At 64.1% G+C, this 18327-nt stretch carries 15 protein-coding genes; 5 read left to right on the forward strand and 10 right to left on the reverse strand.

Annotated features, from left to right (window positions below; all coding sequences use genetic code 11):
• Window positions 1-100 precede the first annotated feature (100 nt).
• The 3 genes from M3484_RS08680 to M3484_RS08690 all read right to left on the reverse strand — a co-directional run bounded on the left by M3484_RS08680 (window position 101) and on the right by M3484_RS08690 (window position 2765).
• Window positions 101-457: a hypothetical protein gene (locus tag M3484_RS08680; RefSeq protein ID WP_249496562.1), complete on the reverse strand. Its 357-nt coding sequence runs from the start codon at window positions 455-457 to the stop codon at window positions 101-103.
• 575 nt (window positions 458-1032) lie between these two features.
• Entirely contained in the window at window positions 1033-1650 is a 618-nt protein-coding gene (locus tag M3484_RS08685) for an aminotransferase class IV (RefSeq protein ID WP_249496563.1), read from the reverse strand.
• The gene (locus M3484_RS08690; protein WP_249496564.1) at window positions 1608-2765 is read right to left on the reverse strand and encodes an aminodeoxychorismate synthase component I; all 1158 of its coding nucleotides are present in this window, start codon (window positions 2763-2765) and stop codon (window positions 1608-1610) included. Before M3484_RS08690 ends, M3484_RS08685 begins: the two co-directional genes overlap by 43 nt.
• Before the next feature lie 202 nt (window positions 2766-2967).
• Between M3484_RS08690 and carB the strand changes: the two genes are divergently transcribed.
• The 3 genes from carB to M3484_RS08705 all read left to right on the forward strand — a co-directional run bounded on the left by carB (window position 2968) and on the right by M3484_RS08705 (window position 8765).
• Entirely contained in the window at window positions 2968-6297 is a 3330-nt protein-coding gene (gene carB / locus M3484_RS08695; RefSeq protein WP_249496565.1) for a carbamoyl-phosphate synthase large subunit, read from the forward strand.
• Between the two features lie 219 nt (window positions 6298-6516).
• Window positions 6517-7104 carry a PRC-barrel domain-containing protein gene (locus M3484_RS08700; protein ID WP_249496566.1) on the forward strand — a complete coding sequence of 196 codons (588 nt, stop codon included), beginning with the start codon at window positions 6517-6519 and terminating at the stop codon, window positions 7102-7104.
• Window positions 7105-7403: 299 nt separating this feature from the next.
• On the forward strand, window positions 7404-8765 hold the full coding sequence (locus M3484_RS08705) for a DEAD/DEAH box helicase (protein ID WP_249496567.1): 1362 nt from the start codon (window positions 7404-7406) through the stop codon (window positions 8763-8765).
• 49 nt (window positions 8766-8814) lie between these two features.
• Here the strand turns inward: M3484_RS08705 and M3484_RS08710 are convergent, their stop codons facing one another.
• Window positions 8815-9267 carry a hypothetical protein gene (locus tag M3484_RS08710; RefSeq protein WP_092895578.1) on the reverse strand — a complete coding sequence of 151 codons (453 nt, stop codon included), beginning with the start codon at window positions 9265-9267 and terminating at the stop codon, window positions 8815-8817.
• Between the two features lie 508 nt (window positions 9268-9775).
• On the opposite strand from M3484_RS08710, the gene M3484_RS08715 reads away from it, so the two are divergent.
• Window positions 9776-10363 (forward strand): thymidine kinase, encoded by a 588-nt coding sequence (locus M3484_RS08715; protein WP_249496568.1) that lies wholly within the window; start codon window positions 9776-9778, stop codon window positions 10361-10363.
• A 54-nt stretch (window positions 10364-10417) separates the two neighbouring features.
• Here M3484_RS08715 and M3484_RS08720 read toward each other — a convergent pair whose 3' ends face one another.
• Entirely contained in the window at window positions 10418-11347 is a 930-nt protein-coding gene (locus M3484_RS08720; protein ID WP_249496569.1) for a DMT family transporter, read from the reverse strand.
• A 188-nt stretch (window positions 11348-11535) separates the two neighbouring features.
• Between M3484_RS08720 and M3484_RS08725 the strand changes: the two genes are divergently transcribed.
• Window positions 11536-12582: a hypothetical protein gene (locus M3484_RS08725; RefSeq protein ID WP_249496570.1), complete on the forward strand. Its 1047-nt coding sequence runs from the start codon at window positions 11536-11538 to the stop codon at window positions 12580-12582.
• Window positions 12583-12642: 60 nt separating this feature from the next.
• On the opposite strand, the gene M3484_RS08730 is transcribed toward M3484_RS08725, so the two are convergent.
• From M3484_RS08730 to M3484_RS08750, 5 genes are all read right to left on the reverse strand, one after another.
• Window positions 12643-13914 (reverse strand): SPOR domain-containing protein, encoded by a 1272-nt coding sequence (locus M3484_RS08730; RefSeq protein WP_249496571.1) that lies wholly within the window; start codon window positions 13912-13914, stop codon window positions 12643-12645.
• Between the two features lie 165 nt (window positions 13915-14079).
• The gene (upp, locus tag M3484_RS08735) at window positions 14080-14727 is read right to left on the reverse strand and encodes a uracil phosphoribosyltransferase (RefSeq protein WP_092895584.1); all 648 of its coding nucleotides are present in this window, start codon (window positions 14725-14727) and stop codon (window positions 14080-14082) included.
• A gap of 3 nt (window positions 14728-14730) precedes the next feature.
• Entirely contained in the window at window positions 14731-15717 is a 987-nt protein-coding gene (locus tag M3484_RS08740; protein WP_249496572.1) for an adenosine deaminase, read from the reverse strand.
• Window positions 15718-15774: 57 nt separating this feature from the next.
• On the reverse strand, window positions 15775-16971 hold the full coding sequence (locus M3484_RS08745) for a phosphopentomutase (protein WP_249496573.1): 1197 nt from the start codon (window positions 16969-16971) through the stop codon (window positions 15775-15777).
• Complete coding sequence (locus tag M3484_RS08750) at window positions 16972-18327, reverse strand: thymidine phosphorylase (protein WP_249496574.1); 1356 nt, start codon at window positions 18325-18327, stop codon at window positions 16972-16974.

Consider the following 18327-nt stretch of genomic DNA (forward strand, 5'->3'; position numbering starts at 1 on the left):
TGAGGGCCAAGTCTGGGCTTTGAACATCCCCCGGAGCGGCCCGGTCTTCTGGCGTTACGTGACGCCAGAAGACAGAAGACGCAGGAAGACCGGGCCTGCATCAGACCTTCAGCTTGCCTTCGACGTTTTTCACCGAGATGCGGGCGAGGCCCAGGTTCGCACTGCTGCGGTCCAGCGCAACATAAACGAAGACGCTCGGGTTCGAGGCCAGCGGGCGGATCAGGTGCAGCTGGGTGCCAAGCGTGATCAGGATGTCTTCGATATGATCATCGAGGCCCAGTGCGGCCATCGCAGCGTTCTTTGCGCGCACCACTTCGGTGTTTGCGGCGCCAGCGGCTTCGAGGTCGAATTTGATGCCGCTCGACTCGCTTGCCAGCATCAGGCCGGTTTCGCTGTCAACGAGACAGGCGCCGATAAAGCCGGCGATTTTCTTCAGCTCAGAGATATTGGTCGACATTTTGAATGATATCCTTTTTTGCACGATGGATCATTTTTGAATTCAACATTTGTTTGAATATTGACCTGATTGGATCCATTTTGAGAAAGTGCGGTAATGATTTTGGCGCAATAATGTCTATTTTTGACTTTGGGATTCTTGGAGTTGATAAATATGTATATGAATCATGTAATTAGTTATTATTTGCCTTCTCAGGTTGATGCGGTCTGAGGTATTTTGCCTCTGGTTGTTTTCGTGTCATTTAATAACAATTGCCGACTCTGTAGTTGTAAGTATCGGATAATTTATCGACTTAATTCAATTGATGGTTGTGAGATTTCGGGCTGGATCTGCAACAACGGTGGCCGGCATTTTTTTCGAAGTGAAGGGGTGGTCATCGCCTGATTGTATCGCTTCGATATGTAAATCAACCGTGCCGTGATTTAATCAATTAAGAGTTGATATGCGCTCCGGCTTGGTAAGCAGAAGGACGCATTGAGCCAGACGGGCAGCGGATCCGGGAGCGGCCAGGGTCCGGAAAAGCGCGGCCCATTCAAGAGGGCAGCCTGGCTGCGGCGCCCGGACGCACGGGCGGGTCACGCCCTGGCGCGGTACTCGGCCGGAATCAGCCCCCGCAGCGCATTGCCGACCCAAAGCCGCACGACTCCCAGGTCTTCGGGTCGCAGGATCTCTTCGGGGCAGGCCAGCTCGCTGCGCAGGACACCCGGCAGCAGGCCAGAGCTCAGCGGCGGTGTGCGCAGCCCGGCACCACGGTCGAAAAACACCGTGGTGATCGTGCCCTCGCTGACCTCGCCACGCTCGTTCAGAAACAGCGCCTCGTCGACCCCGGCGGGCAATGCCGCCCGGGCCGCATCGTGGATCGCGCGGCGCGAAGATTTCACCGAAAGCCAGGGGTCATCCGAAGCCAGCCGCTGTCCGGCGAGGCTCACGCTCCAATACGGTTTCGCAGCGGGGAGGGGATGGGTTTCCCAGAGCAGCCGTCCGGCTGCATCCAGGGTCAGCCGCAGGCGGGCGGCGGTCGCCGGGCCCGAAGGCACCGCAGGTTCTGGCCGCGCCCAGCCAAGCGCCAGCGCGCTGCGCTGCAGCCGCGCCAGATGCAGCGGCCAGCGCGGCGCGGTGGCCCCGGTCCAGAGCACCGTCTCGATCAGCGTCAGTCCCGGCTCACCGCCGCATTGACGAAGCGCGCTTTCCATAGCGCCTCCTCCCATTCGCCGGCCTCGGTCGAGCCATGTACCACGCCGCCGCCGACATTCATCCTGATTTCACTGTCATCCACGGTCAGCGTGCGGATCGCGACCGAGAAATCTGCGCTTCCATCGGGGGCCATCCAGCCGATCGCGCCACAATAGGCATCGCGCGCGAAGGGTTCGACCTCGCGGATGACCTCCATCGCGCGGATCTTCGGCGCGCCGGTGACCGACCCGCAGGGGAACAAGGCGCGGATCAGTTCAGGCAGGCTGGCAGGCTGCGCAAGCTGGCCCTGCACCTCGGACACCATCTGATGCACGGTCGCGTAATGTTCGACGGTGTAAAGTTCGGGCACTTTCACGCTGCCGATCTGCGAGATCCGGCTGATATCATTCCTCAGCAGGTCGACGATCATCAGATTCTCGGCCCGGTCCTTGGGGCTGGAGCGCAGCTCCTGTGCAAGGTCCGCGTCGCGGGCGGGGTCGGCGTCGCGGGGGCGGGTGCCTTTCATCGGGCGGGTGGTGATCCGGCCATCGGCATCAAGGCGGAAAAACAGTTCGGGGCTGCGCGAGACCAGCGCCGGCTCGCCCGCCAGATCGACAAAGGCGCCATGCCCGACCGGGCCAGAGCGCCGCAAACGGCCGTAAAGCCCCTCGGGCGTGCCCGAAAGCAGGCGCGAGACCAACGGAAAGGTCAGATTGGCCTGGTAGATATCGCCGGCCGCGATCAGCTCCAGCACACGGGCAATCGCACGGTTGTAGTCTTCGCGCGAGATCACCGGCTCGGGCGCGGAAATACGGGTCGCCCCGGCTTCCTCCGCCATCCTCGCCAGAATCGGTGCGGGGTCACAGGGGCCGGCAAAGGACGCGAGATGCACCAGCGGCAGGCGGCGATCCCCGGGCATCAGTGGCAGGAGCCGATCCTCGAACGCATATCCCGCCTCATACGAGATATAGCCCGCAATCCAGGCCCCGGCCCGGCGCGCCTCTTCGGCCTCGCGCAAAACCGCCTCAACTTCATCGGGGTTGCGTGCGATTTTCACCCACAACGCATCATCAAACAGCGCCGGGCGCTCGCCCGGGCCGTGTTCGAAAAAAATCTGGCGTCTGCTGCTTTGCATAATGGGCTCAGGAATAGGGGCTGGCGGAGAACTGCGCCAGCCGGAATAACGGGTGGGATCCTTTGCGGCGGGCGGAGGAGACCGGCGGGGTGAGCGCGCGCGCTCTGGCGCGGGTGTCGGTTTGCCCTTGCGCCCATGCCGCGCCCCTCTATAACCCCGGAAAATTTAGCGACAGCCAGCCCAAAAACCTGAGGTTCCCGACATGCCGAAGCGGACAGATATCCACTCGATCATGATTATCGGCGCTGGTCCTATCGTGATCGGCCAGGCCTGCGAATTCGACTATTCCGGTGCCCAGGCCTGCAAAGCGCTGCGCGAAGAGGGCTATCGGGTCATTCTTGTGAACTCGAACCCGGCGACGATCATGACCGATCCGGGTCTGGCGGATGCCACCTATATCGAGCCGATCACCCCCGAAGTCGTGGCGAAGATCATCGAGAAAGAGCGCCCCGATGCGATTCTGCCGACCATGGGCGGCCAGACCGGTCTGAACACCGCGCTGGCGCTGGCGGATCTGGGTGTGCTGGACAAGTTCAATGTAGAACTGATCGGCGCGAAACGCGAAGCCATTGAAATGGCAGAAGACCGCAAGCTGTTCCGCGAGGCGATGGACCGGCTGGGGATCGAGAACCCGAAGGCAACCATCGTCGCCGCGCCTAAGCTGCCGAACGGCAAATACGACATCGCCGCTGGTGTGGCGAAAGCCATGGGCGATCTGGAACATATCGGCCTGCCGGCGATCATCCGCCCCGCCTTCACGCTCGGTGGTACCGGCGGCGGCGTCGCCTATAACCGCGACGATTACGAGGCGATTGTGAAATCGGGCCTTGAGGCCTCGCCGATGGCGCAGGTTCTGGTCGATGAATCGCTGCTCGGCTGGAAGGAATACGAGATGGAGGTGGTCCGTGACAAAGCGGATAACGCCATCATCGTCTGTTCCATCGAAAATATCGACCCGATGGGCGTCCATACCGGCGATTCGATCACCGTGGCGCCCGCGCTGACGCTGACCGACAAAGAATACCAGATCATGCGCAACGGCTCGATTGCCGTCCTGCGCGAGATCGGGGTCGAGACCGGCGGGTCGAACGTGCAATGGGCGATCAACCCGGTTGATGGCCGTATGGTCGTGATCGAGATGAACCCGCGTGTGTCGCGGTCCTCGGCGCTGGCGTCGAAAGCGACCGGTTTCCCGATTGCGAAAATCGCCGCGAAACTGGCGGTGGGTTATACGCTTGACGAGCTGGATAACGACATCACCAAGGTGACGCCCGCATCCTTCGAGCCGACCATCGATTATGTCGTGACCAAGATCCCGCGTTTCGCGTTCGAGAAATTTCCGGGTTCCGAGCCGCTGCTGACTACGGCGATGAAATCGGTCGGCGAGGTGATGGCGATTGGCCGCACCATCCACGAATCGCTGCAAAAGGCGCTGGCTTCGCTGGAAACCGGCCTGACCGGTTTCGACGAGATCGAGATTGCCGGCGCACCGGATCGCGCCGCGATTTCCAAGGCGCTGAGCGTCGCCACCCCCGACCGCCTGCGCGTGATCGCCCAGGCGATGCGCGAGGGGCTGACCAATGACGAGATCCAGGCGATCACGTCTTTCGATCCCTGGTTCCTTGCGCGGATCCGCGAAATCATTGATCAGGAACATGAAGTCCGCACCCATGGGCTGCCGTCGACGGCCGAAGGGCTGCGCGCGCTCAAGATCATGGGCTTTACCGATGCGCGTCTGGCGCGGCTGACGGGCCAGGCAGAATCCTCGGTGCGTCGCGCGCGTCGCGGTCTTGGCGTCACCGCCGTTTTCAAGCGGATCGACACCTGTGCGGCGGAATTCGAGGCACAGACGCCTTACATGTATTCCACCTATGAGATGCCCGCGATGGGCGATGTGGAATGTGAATCGCGGCCTTCTGCGGCGAAAAAGGTGGTTATCCTCGGTGGCGGTCCGAACCGGATCGGCCAGGGGATCGAGTTCGACTATTGCTGCTGCCATGCCTGTTTCGCGCTGACCGAGGCCGGCTATGAGACCATCATGGTCAACTGCAACCCGGAAACGGTTTCGACGGATTACGACACCTCGGACCGGCTCTATTTCGAACCGCTGACACTGGAACATGTGCTGGAGATTCTGCGAGTCGAGCAGGAGAATGGCACCCTGCATGGTGTGATCGTGCAATTCGGCGGCCAGACGCCCTTGAAACTGGCGAATGCGCTGGAAGAAGAGGGCATCCCGATCCTCGGCACCACGCCGGATGCGATTGACCTTGCCGAAGACCGTGAACGCTTCCAGGCATTGCTGAATGATCTCGGGCTGAAACAGCCGGTCAATGGCATCGCCCACAGCCGCGACGAGGCTTTCGACATCGCGGCCCGCGTTGGTTATCCCTTGGTGATCCGCCCGTCTTACGTGCTTGGTGGCCGCGCGATGGAGATCGTGCGCGACGATGCACAGCTGGAGCGTTACATCGCGACCGCCGTGCAGGTCTCAGGCACCTCGCCCGTGCTGCTGGACAGCTATCTTTCGGGCGCAGTCGAGGTCGATGTTGATGCGCTCTCGGATGGCGAATCGGTCCATGTCGCCGGAATCATGGAACATATCGAAGAGGCTGGCGTCCATTCGGGCGATTCTGCCTGCTGCCTGCCGCCGCACCAGCTTTCCGCCGAGACCGTGGCCGAGCTGAAGAAACAAACCGTGCAGATGGCGCTGGCATTGCAGGTTGTCGGCCTGATGAACGTACAGTTCGCGATCAAGGATGATGTGATCTACGTGCTTGAGGTCAACCCGCGCGCCTCGCGTACGGTGCCTTTCGTGGCCAAGGCCACCGATTCGGCGATTGCCTCGATCGCGGCGCGGCTGATGGCGGGCGAGAAGCTCTCGGCCTTCCCCGAGCGCGCGCCTTACGCGGCGGATGTCGGCCCGGACAGCTCGCTGCCGCTGGCGGATGCGATGACGCTGGCCGACCCGATCACGCCCTGGTATTCGGTGAAAGAGGCAGTGCTGCCCTTCGCCCGCTTCCCCGGTGTTGACCCGCTTCTCGGGCCGGAAATGCGTTCGACCGGCGAGGTCATGGGCTGGGACCGGACCTTTGCCCTCGCCTTCCTCAAGGCGCAGATGGGAGCGGGAATGGTGCTGCCCGAGACGGGGCGCGTGTTCCTTTCGGTCAAGGATGCCGACAAGTCTGAGGCGCTGGCCTCGGCGGCGCGCGACCTGATCTCGATGGGCTTTTCCATCGTCGCCACGCGCGGCACGGCCTCCTGGCTGAAAGCTGAGGGGATCGAGGCGGAATCGGTCAGCAAGGTCTATGAAGGCCGCCCGAATATCGTCGACCGGCTGAAAAACGAAGACATCGCGCTGGTGATGAACACGACCGAGGGCACCCAGTCCATCGCCGACAGCCGCGACATCCGCCGCGTGGCGCTGATGGACCGCATCCCGTATTTCACCACGGCTGCGGCCTCGGTGGCCGCTGTCGCCGCGATGAAGGCGCGTGGCGAGGGCTACGGGGTCAGAACGCTTCAGGGCTGAGCCCGCCCGACTTTCACTCATCCGACAAAAGCCGCCCTCCGGGGCGGCTTTTTCGTCATGATTTCCAACAATCATGTGACGTGGCGGTTTCCCCCCATGTTTTTCTGACGATTCCGGCGGGGCTTCGCCACTCTTTCGGGGCGCATGGACCCATTCCGCATCCGGCCCGTTATCCCCGCGTCCACTGAACGTGAGGCTAACGAACCAAAGGAGTGAACCATGAAACGGATCCCCCCCTTCGCCGCCCCGCCGGTTATCGCGCTTGCCGCTTCGCTGATGCTCGGCACGGCGGCCCTGGCGCAGGATGCCACAACTGATCCGGCGCAGACGATGCCGGAAGCCGGAACCGTCGATGAGACCGGCGCCCCCGCAGATCCCATGATCGAAGGGCAACCCGAGGCCACCCCGGCAGCGCCTGACCCGGCGACCGCCGATGTGCCCCCTTTGCCCGATGCGACCGCAGCCCCCGCCGAACTGCCTGCAACTGACACTTTCACCGTGCCCGAAGGCTATAGCGTGGTCAGCGACTGGACGACCGTGACCGCCGATCAGCTGATGGGCGCGACGCTTTATGCGGCGGATGGCTCGAATATGGGGTCGGTCGCCGATCTCGTCCTCAGCACCGAAGGACCGGTTCAGGGCGTGGTCGCCGATGTCGGCGGCTTCCTTGGTATCGGCACCCATCGCGTCAATCTGGGTCATGACCAGGTCACCCTTTACCGCAACGAGAGCGGCACGGTGATCGCGGCGACCACGCTTGGCGCCGAGGCGCTGAAAGCGCTCCCCGCCTGGGAGCCTGCCCAGTAAGCGCCCCCACAACCCGATCACCTGTCGGGCGGGCTCAGGGCCTGACGGGTGTATGATCAGGATCATTTCTACGCCCAGGATCCTGGTCGGGACGGCCCGCACTCAGCTGCGGGCCGTTCTGTCTTGACTTTTGAGTGTGATAAGCTCATTTCTCTGCGGTCCGTCAGCCCGTGCCGCGTGAGCACTGAAAGGCCCGGACGACAGGTTCCCACCATCACGCAGGGGCGCCGATGGCGCGCACGGCATCCGGAATTCTCCGGGGGCGAGGGCCGCTGTCTTCCTTGACGTATGGAATGAACATGACGACTTTTGCAGATCTCGGCCTTTCGCCGAAACTTCTCGCCGCGCTGGAAAAAACCCAGCTGAAGGCGCCGACCCCCATTCAGGCCCAGGCCATCCCGCATATCATGGCTGGAAAGGATCTGATGGGCCTTGCCCAGACCGGTACCGGCAAGACCGCAGCGTTCGGCCTGCCGCTTCTGCACCGCATCCTTGACCTTGGTCATCCGCCGGGGCCGAAGAACATCCGCGCCCTGATCCTTGTGCCGACGCGGGAGCTGGCGACGCAGATCAAGGACAATATCACCATGTTCACCCAGGGAACTGCGGTGAAGGTGGTGATCGTGGTCGGCGGTGCGTCGATCAACAAACAGGCCCAGGCGCTGGTGCGCGGCGCCGATGTGCTGGTGGCGACGCCTGGCCGGCTGATCGATCTGCTTGGGCGTGGTGATGTCAGCCTTGAAAAATGCGGCTATCTCGTCCTGGACGAGGCCGATCATATGCTTGATATGGGCTTTATCCATTCGCTGCGCCAGATCGCGAAACATATTCCGGTGCGGCGCCAGACGATGATGTTCTCGGCGACGATGCCTAAGGATATCAATGAGATCGCCGAAACCTATCTGCGTGACCCGGTCAAGGTACAGGTCGCACCGCCGGGCAAACCGGCCGAAAAGGTCACCCAGGGGGTGCATTTTATTCCCAATGGCGACAAGGCGAAGCTGCTTGAGGAATATCTGAAAAAGCACCCGGGCGAACAGGCGCTTGTCTTTTCGCGCACCAAGCACGGCGCCGATAAACTGGCCAAGGTGCTGGGCGGCTGGGGCTTCAAAGTGGGCGCGATTCATGGCAATCGCAGCCAGAACCAGCGCGACCGCATCCTGACCGAGTTCAAATCCGGCGCGGTCGATGTGCTGGTCGCAACCGATGTCGCGGCGCGCGGCATCGATATTCCGACCGTACGGCACGTCTATAACTACGATCTGCCGAATGTTGCTGATAACTATGTGCACCGGATCGGGCGGACGGCGCGGGCCGGGGCCAGCGGCTCTTCGATCAGCTTCTGCTCGCCTGCCGAGATGGGCGAGCTGGCCGATATCGAAAAGCTTCTGAAAAAGTCGCTGCCGATCCTCGGGGGCGCTGCCTGGGGCGCCGATGCCATCGCAGCCGCGCCGAAGCCGGGGCAGAATCGCGGGCAGAATCAGGCACGTGGCCAGAACCGTGGCGGGCAGAAAGCTGGCTCGAAACCGCTGCCGCCGAAAGCGTCGCGTCCGGGTGCCGGCAAGCCGCAGGGCGGACGGCCCGGTGCAGCGAAACCGTCCGCAGCACGTCCGCAGGGCGGGGCACAGGCCCCGTCACGCCGGCCCAAACCGCGCGGATAATCGCGCGGGCCCGGCCGGGGCGCGCCCGCAAGTCAGGGCATGAGGCGGCTCAGCCCGCCTCATCCTCAAGGTTCAGCTTCATCTGCAACAGCACATGCTGGATCGCGATGGTCTCCCGCAGGAGCCGTTTCGATTCGTTGATGCTGATTTTCCCGTCGGCAATCGCCAGGTTGTATTCGCTCATCAACATCGCGAAGCGCTGCGCGAGGGCCACAACATCCTGATTGATGCCCGAGGTTTCCGGCTCTTTGCGGTCACTGTCATAGGCAAGCGTAATGCCGCGCAGATCGGCCAGCGCCGAGGTGACATGCGGGAAACGCGCGGCGGCCTCGAGCTGGGCCACCACATCGACCGGCATGAAACGGTCCTCATGCTCGTCGCTGTCGGAATAATAGCGCCCCAATGTGGCTTTGGATTTTCCGGTCAGCGCGCAGGCGGCCTCGATGCCCACATCCTTGACCAGGGTTTCAGTGTGTTTTTTCAGATATCTCGCCACAGACATGACCAACCTCATTCAGATCCGGGATGCGGCGCAGGGCGGTCTGGCGCGGCGATCCGGGGGCAGCAGCGCTAAATAATTCAATCTTTTCCTGTTAATCTCACTGCAAGTCTTTGTCACCGATAAAGGAGAAACCGGAGAGCGTGGGTCTTTGCGAGCGTCCGGAACGCCGCAGAGCTTCGACATTCTGCCGGTGTGGGTGGGGGCTGTCTGAGTTTTCCGGCTTCAGGCAGATGCGGGTGGCAGCCCGCAGGCCGGACGGGAGGTAACGCGTGAAGCAGGCCCTCGCCTGCGGGTAATTGGTGGCTGAATGGCCCTCCAGCTTCGCGCAGGCGCGGCCCCATATCCGAGGGCGGCCGATGGCAGGATCAGTGCGGGAGGCACATTCGGTGGCAACAGGTCCACCAGACCGCAAAGCGGGCGCAGTAACAGAGCAATCTTTCAGGCCCGGCGCGCTGCTGGCCCGGATCCGCCGGCGGGCTTGACAGGGCCCGGGCCAAAGGGGCAGGGCATGAGCATGGCCAAGCTCTATTTTCACTATTCGACGATGAATGCGGGCAAATCGACCCTGCTGTTGCAGGCGGCCTATAACTATCAGGAAGGCGGCATGTCGCCCTATCTGATCACCGCGCAGATGGATGGCCGGGCGGGCGCGGGCCGTATCGCAAGCCGCATCGGCATCGGGATGGATGCGGATGTTTTCGGACCGGAAGATGATCTCTTCGCGATGATCACGGCGCGGCAGGCGCGCGGCCAGGTCGATTGCGTCTTTATCGATGAGGCGCAGTTCCTGTCGCGGGCGCAGGTCTGGCGGCTCGCCCAGGCGGTGGATGATCTGGGTGTGCCGGTGATGTGCTACGGGCTCCGGGTCGATTTCCGGGGCGATCTTTTTCCCGGCTCGGCGGCATTGCTGGCCTGGGCCGATGAAATGCGCGAGGTGCGCACGATCTGCCATTGCGGCCGCAAGGCGACGATGGTGGTGCGCAAGGGGCCCGATGGCCAAGTGCTGACCGATGGCGACCAGGTGGTGATCGGCGGCAATGAGACCTATCAGAGCCTCTGCCGCCGCCACTGGCGCGAGGCGGTCAACGACCGCTGAGCGAAAAAATTCCTGAGAAGGAATTTTTCACCGAATTCCTCTGAAGGAATTCGATCACCGCTCCTGATCCCGCGCGCGCAGGGCGATGATCGTGCCGGCGAGAATGATCAGCACAATGCCGATCCAGGCGAGAGCGCCGAGGCGTTCCCCCCAGATCGCCCATCCCCAGAGCGCGGAAGTCGGCAGGACCATATATTCCACCACACTGACCCGGCCCGCATCTGCCAGAAGATAGGCTCTGGTGCAAAGCCCGACCCCGATCGCTGAAAAACTGGCATGGAGCAGCATCCAGGACAGGTATTCGCCATCCGGCCAGACCGCGCCGCGCAACAGAAAGCCATCGCTGCCGCCGGGTACTGCTTGCGGCCAGATCGCCAGAACTGTCAGCCCCGCCAGCCCAAGAAGGCCCAGGCTTACGAAGAACCCGGCCAGCAGGGTGCTGGCACTTTCTTCGGCACACCAGCGCCGTGTGGCGATATTGGCCATGGCATAAACCGCGCCTGCCAGGGCCGGCACAAGGCCGATGAGCCCCGCCCCGGCCAGCGCGCGGGGGCCAAGCACCAGCACGACGCCCAGAAACCCCAGAGCCACCGCCACCAGCCGCACCGGGCCGATCCGCTCGCCATAAACCAGGCGCGAAATCAGCAATACGAAGATCGGCGCGGTGAAAAGCCCCGCTGCCGCAACCGCAACCGGCATGAAGGCCAGAGCACCGAAGTAAATCATGATCGCAATGCCTTGCAGCAAAGCCCGCGCCGCCACTGCCTTTACATTGCGCGGTCGAAGCCGCAGGCCCAGAAAGGGCGCCACCAGCCCCATCATCAGCAAAGCAAGGCAGCTGCGTGTCGCATGGAACTGCCAGAGCCCGGTGGTCCCGGCCACCGCCTGCACATAATTATCGCTGAAGCCGACCATCGCGGCGTAAATCAGGGTCAGCCCCACCGCCATCAGCGTGCGGTCGGGTGCCATCACAGAGACAGTCATCGGCTTCCTCATCCCATTCCCTTTCCTGTGAAGCCCGGCTGCGCAACCTCTGCGCGTCTGAATGCGACATTCACCGCCTGCCTGGTGTCTCCGGGGGCATCCGATACCTGCCCATTCCGATGCAGGGCGTTGTGGCGCAGGCGCGGGGCGGCTAAGGTCAGGAGATGAAAAGACGAACGGGCAGTTCTTTGGCACCAGGGTCAGGCACCGCGCTGAGCAAATTCCAGCGACTGGAATCGCTCGGCCTGTGGCGCGATACCGAAGATGGTCAGCGCCGCGAGGTAGTGGTGCTGATGGGGGAGGCGACGCTGGTGCTCAGCGATCCGCGCTCGGGAACGCCGCTCAGCCATTGGTCTCTGCCGGCCGTCAGGCGGGTCAATCCGGGCCAGCAGCCGCCGCTGTTCTCGCCCGGGGAAGACAGCCCGGAATCGGTCGAGATCGACGATGAGACCATGCTCGCCGCGCTGAAAATGGTGAATTCGGCGGTTCGCGCAGATTCGCCGCATCCCGGGCGGCTGCGTTTCGCGCTGATCGGCGGTGCGGTGATCGGGCTTCTCGGCCTTGTGACGCTGGTTCTGCCACGCATCCTTGTGTCCCATACGGTCGCCGTGGTGCCGCCGTCGAAACAGGTCGAGATCGGCATGCGGGCCCTCGATGATGTGATCCGCCTGACGGGGGCGCCCTGTGCGGGAGAGCTGGGGCTGCCCGCGCTGGCCGAACTGTCGGACCGGGTTTTCGGGGCCGAGAATACGCCGATCCTCTATGTCTTGCCCGAGGGTCTGGCGCGCCCGGCGCATCTGCCAGGTGGCGTAATCCTGCTCCCGGGGTCGCTGATTGACGAGGATGCACCTGACGCGCTTGCCGGGGCGGCGCTGGCCGAGGGGATCAAGGCCGGGATCGCCGATCCGATGCGCGGCATCCTGGATCATGCCGGGCTGAAGGCTACCTTTGACCTGCTGGTTTCGGGTGAGCTGCCGGTCACCGCACTGGAAGGCTTTGGCGAGGCGTTCATCCGTGATGAGCATGAGCTGCCGGCGCTGTCGCGCCTCCAGTCCGCCTTCGAGACCGCCCAGGTGCCGCTGACGCCCTATGCCAGCTGGCTGGCGGCCAATGGCGTGATCCCGGCGGAAAAGGCAGCTGAACTGATTGCCGCTGACCCGTTCCAGGGCCGGATCTCAAGCCCGCTGATGCCCGATGATGACTGGATCGCGCTGCAATCGGTCTGCAGCGGCTGAGGCCGCATCAGTATAGGCCCGCCGGCACCGCCCAGGCGGGCCGGCAGGTCCGATCCGGCCTTACTGCACGATCACCGCATCGCCAAAACCCGCGCCCCGCACCTGTGACAGCGCGGCGCGGGCCTCGCCTGTACTGGCGAAGGGACCGGCATAGACCACATGGAGCGCCCCGCCCCGGATCGTCGAGCGCGACACGGGCAGGCCCAGGCCTTTGAGCCGCCCCGCCGTGCCCTCGGCATTGGCGGTGACGCCGAATGTCCCCACCTGAACAAAGATCCGACCGCCGGCCGCAGGTGCAGCCGCCGGTTTTGCCACGGTCACTGTGGATTTCGATGAGTTCGAAATGGATGGGGCAGCCAGCAATACCACGCTTTGCGCACCATCGGCTGCGGTGGTCACGATCGCGGGCTCCATCCGCGTGCTGCCATCGCTGCGGCGCACCTTTACCATGGTCTCGCGACCGGTGCCGTCATGCAGCTCTGCGGGGGTTGATCTGGTCCAGACTGTCTCCTGATCTGCGATGCCTTTCGCGGTCTGCTGGCCGCGCCGCGGGTTCAGCCGGTCATCCTCCCAGGCGCGTTTATAGCCCGGCGGCGGGGGCGGAACAGCGCTTGCGGTCGCCGCCTGGCGGGTGGTCACAGTGATGGTCTGTCCGGTCGCCACCGCCGTGGCGGTGCCTGCCCAGCTGTCGATGCCGCCGGTGACAAGGCGGGGAAAGCTCGCGCCCTCAAGCGAGCCATCGCCTCTGGTACAAAGCGTCCTGGTGCCGCCGCCCTCGACGCGGAATTTCTGCGCAACCGGGGCCGAGCCGGGGCAGGCGAGCCGATGGCCTTCAGCCCCGGTCCCGGTGACGATGCGCGGTGCGGCGGCGGGGGCTTTGGCGGCGGCAAAGCTGGTCGCAGCCGTTCTACCGGCAGGCGCAGAAGCCACAGCGCCCGGTTTCTTGCCGGCAGCCTCAAAGGCGCTCTGCATCGGTGCCGGTAGCGGCAATGGTGCACCCGGGTTGCGGGGCGGGGAGAAGGTCGTCCCGGCAGATTTCGCTGCCGGCACGGCTGCGGGCGCTACCGCTGCGGGTGCCGCTTCGGCGGTCTCTGTCGGCCGCCCCGAGGGGGCATAGCCGCAAAGCTGTTTGCGGTCGCGCGCGACGCGGGGCACCCAGGTCGCGCGCCCACTATTGCCTGCCCGCAGAAAGACGCAGCCGCGGCTGTCGACATATTGTTGGCCTTTATACCCTGCCGGCGGCAGTTCCGCCGGGCCGCGCAGATCGGCAAATGCTGGTGCAGCGAAACAAACCGCCGCCAGAAAGGCGACGGGCAGGATCTTGGCAGACATCAGGGTACTCCCAGGGCAGCGGAAGGGACAGCTGAGCCGATTTTTAAGGGTTTCTGCGGGTGAGTAAAGCCATAGCCCACCAGACCGGCGACCGATTGCGACGCAGATCAGCCCCTTTCTGCGCGCCCCGGCCCCCTCTGCGCGCCCTTGTTTACCCCGGCAGGGTCATTTCGTGCCAAACATCCGGTCCCCGGCATCGCCAAGCCCGGGCACGATATAGCCGTGATCGTCAAGTTGCCGGTCAACCGCCGCCGTGACGATGGGCACATCGGGATGCGCCTCTTTCATTTTGGCAATCCCCTCCGGCGAGGCCAGCAGGCACAGGAAGCGGATATTCTTCGCGCCCGACTGTTTCAGCAGATCCACCGCCGCCGCCGAGGAATTGCCGGTCGCCAGCATCGGATCGACGACGATAGAGATGCGCTCTTCCATATGTTCGGGCAATTTGCAGTAATATTGCACCGGCTGCAGCGTCTCGGGGTCGCGATACATGCCGATAAAACCGACACGCGCGGCGGGAATCAGCTCGAGGATACCGTCAAGCAGTCCGTTCCCGGCGCGCAGAATCGAGATCAGGGCAAGCTTCTTGCCTTCGATCGCCGGGGCATCCATCGTCTCAATCGGCGTCTCGATGCGGCGCGTCGTCATTGGCAGGCCACGCGTCACCTCATAGGCCAGCAACAGGCTGATCTCGCGCAGCAATTTGCGGAAACTCGCAGTCGAAGTGTCCTTGTCGCGCATGATGGTAAGCTTGTGCTGAACCAGCGGATGGGTGACGACCGTCAGGTGGTTCGGGGTCAGAATATCCGACATGGCTCAGGCCTCCAGCTTTTTGGCTAATCTCTTCTTCGTATCCGCATCACAGAAAGCGGCGTCAAGCGCCTGAAGGCCAAGTTTGCGGAACTGCCCCTCATCCCAGTCGAAAGCGCGGTGCAATTCTTCATATTCGCGCGCCATGCTGCTGTGAAAGAACGGCGGGTCATCGGTTGAGATCGTCACTTTTACGCCGCGCCGGTCCAGCTCGCTGATGGGATGATGGCGCATTTCCGGGTAAAGCCCGAACGCGATATTCGAGAGCGGGCAGACCTCCAATACGGTGCCCTGTTCCGCCAGTTCATCCACCAGCGCGAGATCTTCGATGGCGCGCACGCCATGCCCGATCCGCGCAGGTCTCAGCGCGCGCAGCGTATCGCGGATCGCCTCCGGGCCGCGCCATTCGCCGGCATGGACGCTCAGGTTCAACCCGGCCTCACGCGCGCAGTCAAAGCCCCAGGCGAAATCACCGGGGGCGAGCACGCTCTCATCACCCCCCATGCCAAAGCCGGTGAGGAAGTCCCCTGCCACCTCTGCCGCCGCCAGCGCCGCGCGTTTCGCACGCTCCGGCCCGAAATGCCGGATCGCGGTGGCGATGCCACGGAACGTGACGCCAAACCCGGCTTCGGCGGCGGCGGCTGCCTCGCGGATTGCCGCGATGTAATCAGCGAATGCCGCCGCATCGCCCCCGCCACAAAGATCTGGCGAGATGAAAATCTCACTGTAGATCACCCCCGAAGCGGCGCTCTGCTCCGCCACGGCAAGCATCAGCCGGTGGTAATCCCCGGGCTGGCGCAACACCGAAGCAGCCGCCTCACAGACCTTCAGGAAATGCGGAAAATCGCGCCAGGCATAGCCACCATCCGCGCCAAAAATCCCGGAAATATCCTCGCGCTTTTCCGTGGCCAGCCCCCGGATGAAAGAGGCCGGTGCCGCCCCTTCCAGATGCAGATGCAACTCCACCTTCGGCAGCTCTGCAAATTCGCTCATATTCATCTGTCCTTAAATATCCCGGGGGTTCCGGGGGCTGGCCCCCGGCCCAACGCCTCACAAAAACGACCGCCCCGGCCCGGGCAATGCCACGCCCAGATGCGCCGCCACACTTGCCCCCACATCCGTAAAGGCCCGGAGCCCGATTCCGCGCTGACCCGCGCCATAGCCCAGCACCGGCACCCGTTCGCGGGTATGTTCCGTGCCGGGCCAGGTCGGGTCATTGCCGTGATCAGCGGTAAAGATCGCCAGATCTCCGGGCCCAAGCCGGTCGAGAAAGCGGGGCAGGGCGGCGTCAAAGCTTTCCAGCGCCCGCGCATAGCCCGCCACATCGCGGGGATGGCCGTAAAGCGTATCGAATTCAACGAAATTCGCGAACACCAGGGCGCCGTCTTCGGCCTCGCGTGCCAGCCGGACCAGATGGTCAAAGAGATCGGCATCGGACTGGCCCTTCCAGAGCTTTCCGATCCCCCGCATCGAGAAAATATCGCCGATCTTGCCAATCCCGTGCACCATGCCGCCCGCGGCCATCACATGTTCCGGCAGCGTCGGGGCCGGGGGCAGATGGGCATAGTCACGCCGGTTCGCAGTGCGGTGAAACGCATCGCAATCTCCGGTAAAGGGCCGCGCGATGACCCGGCCAACGCGGCGCGCATGCAGATAGGGCGCCAGCGCTGCACAGAGGGCCAGAAGCCGGTCCAGCCCGAACCAGTCCTCATGCGCCGCGATCTGGAACACGCTGTCGGCCGAACTATAGCAGATCGGCCAGCCGCTGCGTTTATGGTCTTCGCAAAAGCGCCGGATCACCGGCAGGCCCGAGGCATGGCAGTTCCCCAGGATCCCCCCGGTTCCAGCGAGCCGACAGACCTCGGCCACCAGATCCGGCGGAAAGGCGGGGGTCTCATCGGGGAAAAGCGTCCAGTCCCAGGGCACCGGCACACCCGCGAGCTCCCAATGGCCCGAAGGCGTGTCCTTGCCGTTCGAGATTTCCTCCGCCGCGCCCCAAAGGCCCTCGGGCGTGGCCGCGAGCCCTGGCGCGGCCTCGCCCGAGGCCAGCCGGATCGCAGCACCAAGCCCCAGCCGGTCAAGATTCGGGAGGGAAAGCGGGCCTTTACGGCCCTGATCCGCTTTCCCTGCCGCACAGGCGCGGGCGATATGGAGGAGCGTATTCGCGCCTTCATCGCCAAAATCCGCCGCATCAGGGGCCCCGCCACAGCCGACGGAATCCAGCACGATCAGAAAGGCGCGCGCCATTCAGCCGATCCTTTTCAACACAAGCGGCCCGTCGCCAGGCGTGCAGCCGCCGGCCACGCGATCCTGCGCAAAGCCCGCCGGATCCGAGATCCGGTAGGCGCGCTGCACGGCGGCCACCGCCGCCTCGGCGCTTTCGATGCTGCTGGCATGGACCATGGCCAGCGGCGCGCCATCCGCCACATCTTCGCCCGGTGCGGCCAGATCGGAAAGCCCGACCGAAGGGTTGATCCGCGCCCCTTCATGCGTTCTGCCGCCGCCAAGCGCCACGACCACATGGCCAAGCGCCTCGCCGTCAATCGCGGTGATGATACCGCCATCTGCCAGACCTGCGGGTGGCGGGACCTCCACCACCACCGGGGCCGAGGGCAGGCGGTCCGGCCAGCGTTCGACGAAATCCGATGGTCCACCCTGGGCTGCGACCATTCGGCCAAAGATCTCGGCCGCCCGGCCGGAATCCAGGGCTGCAAGGATCTTCGCGGCCCCCGCCTGCGCATCCGGGGCCAGCCCCGCCAGCGCCAGCGCCTCGCCACCCAGATCGCCGGCCAGAAGCCGCAGGTCGGAATTGACCGAAGTACCGGTCAGCGTCTCCATCACCTCGATCACTTCCAGCGCATTGCCGGCGGCGGTCGCAAGCGGCTGATCCATATCGGTGATCAGTGCCCGCGCCTGACAACCTGCGCCCTGCGCCACTCGCACCAGGGCGCGCGCCAGCTTTTCGGCATCCGCAAGCGTCTTCATGAACGCCCCAGAGCCGCATTTCACGTCAAGCACGAGCGCTCCGACCCCCGCCGCGAGCTTTTTCGACAGGATCGAGGCGGTGATCAGGTCGATGCTTTCGACCGTGCCGGTGACAGCGCGGATTGCGTAAAGCCGGCGATCCGCCGGGGCCAGCGCCTCTCCCGCCGCGACGATCGCGCAGCCGATCCGCGAGACCTGAAGCTGCATTTCGGCCTCGGGCAGTGCGGTGCGCAGCCCCGGGATCGCCTCGAGCTTATCGAGCGTGCCGCCGGTAAAGCCAAGCCCGCGCCCCGAGACCATCGGAACCCAGGCGTCACAGGCGGCCAGCGCCGGCGCCAGCAAAAGCGAAATGCAATCGCCGATGCCGCCCGTCGAATGCTTGTCCACCACCGGACCGGGCAGCGACCAGCGCAACCGGCGCCCGCTGTCACGCATTCCTTCCGTCAGCGCGACGCGCCCTTCATCCGACAGGCCGCGCAAAAGCACCGCCATCGCGAAAGCCCCCGCCTGGGCATCCGAGACCGCGCCGCTGGCAAGCCCGAGCGCGAAGCCGCGCAGGTCTTCCTCATCGGAGGTATTGCCGTCGCGGATGGTCGCGATGACACGGGCGGGCTCCAT

Origin of the sequence: Pseudomonas sp. GX19020 (genome assembly GCF_023371075.1) — a bacterium.
In the GTDB taxonomy this organism is placed as follows: Bacteria; Pseudomonadota; Alphaproteobacteria; order Rhodobacterales; family Rhodobacteraceae; genus Pseudogemmobacter.

Coding starts and splice junctions, on each gene's coding strand:
- M3484_RS08705 (WP_249496567.1), top strand. CDS start 7,404: ATGACGACTTTTGCAGATCTCGGCCTTTCGCCGAAACTTCTCGCCGCG.
- M3484_RS08750 (WP_249496574.1), bottom strand. CDS start 18,327: ATGGAGCCCGCCCGTGTCATCGCGACCATCCGCGACGGCAATACCTCC.
- M3484_RS08740 (WP_249496572.1), bottom strand. CDS start 15,717: ATGAGCGAATTTGCAGAGCTGCCGAAGGTGGAGTTGCATCTGCATCTG.
- M3484_RS08690 (WP_249496564.1), bottom strand. CDS start 2,765: ATGCAAAGCAGCAGACGCCAGATTTTTTTCGAACACGGCCCGGGCGAG.
- M3484_RS08710 (WP_092895578.1), bottom strand. CDS start 9,267: ATGTCTGTGGCGAGATATCTGAAAAAACACACTGAAACCCTGGTCAAG.
- upp (WP_092895584.1), bottom strand. CDS start 14,727: ATGTCGGATATTCTGACCCCGAACCACCTGACGGTCGTCACCCATCCG.
- carB (WP_249496565.1), top strand. CDS start 2,968: ATGCCGAAGCGGACAGATATCCACTCGATCATGATTATCGGCGCTGGT.
- M3484_RS08680 (WP_249496562.1), bottom strand. CDS start 457: ATGTCGACCAATATCTCTGAGCTGAAGAAAATCGCCGGCTTTATCGGC.
- M3484_RS08700 (WP_249496566.1), top strand. CDS start 6,517: ATGAAACGGATCCCCCCCTTCGCCGCCCCGCCGGTTATCGCGCTTGCC.
- M3484_RS08685 (WP_249496563.1), bottom strand. CDS start 1,650: ATGGAAAGCGCGCTTCGTCAATGCGGCGGTGAGCCGGGACTGACGCTG.
- M3484_RS08720 (WP_249496569.1), bottom strand. CDS start 11,347: ATGACTGTCTCTGTGATGGCACCCGACCGCACGCTGATGGCGGTGGGG.
- M3484_RS08715 (WP_249496568.1), top strand. CDS start 9,776: ATGAGCATGGCCAAGCTCTATTTTCACTATTCGACGATGAATGCGGGC.
- M3484_RS08730 (WP_249496571.1), bottom strand. CDS start 13,914: ATGTCTGCCAAGATCCTGCCCGTCGCCTTTCTGGCGGCGGTTTGTTTC.
- M3484_RS08745 (WP_249496573.1), bottom strand. CDS start 16,971: ATGGCGCGCGCCTTTCTGATCGTGCTGGATTCCGTCGGCTGTGGCGGG.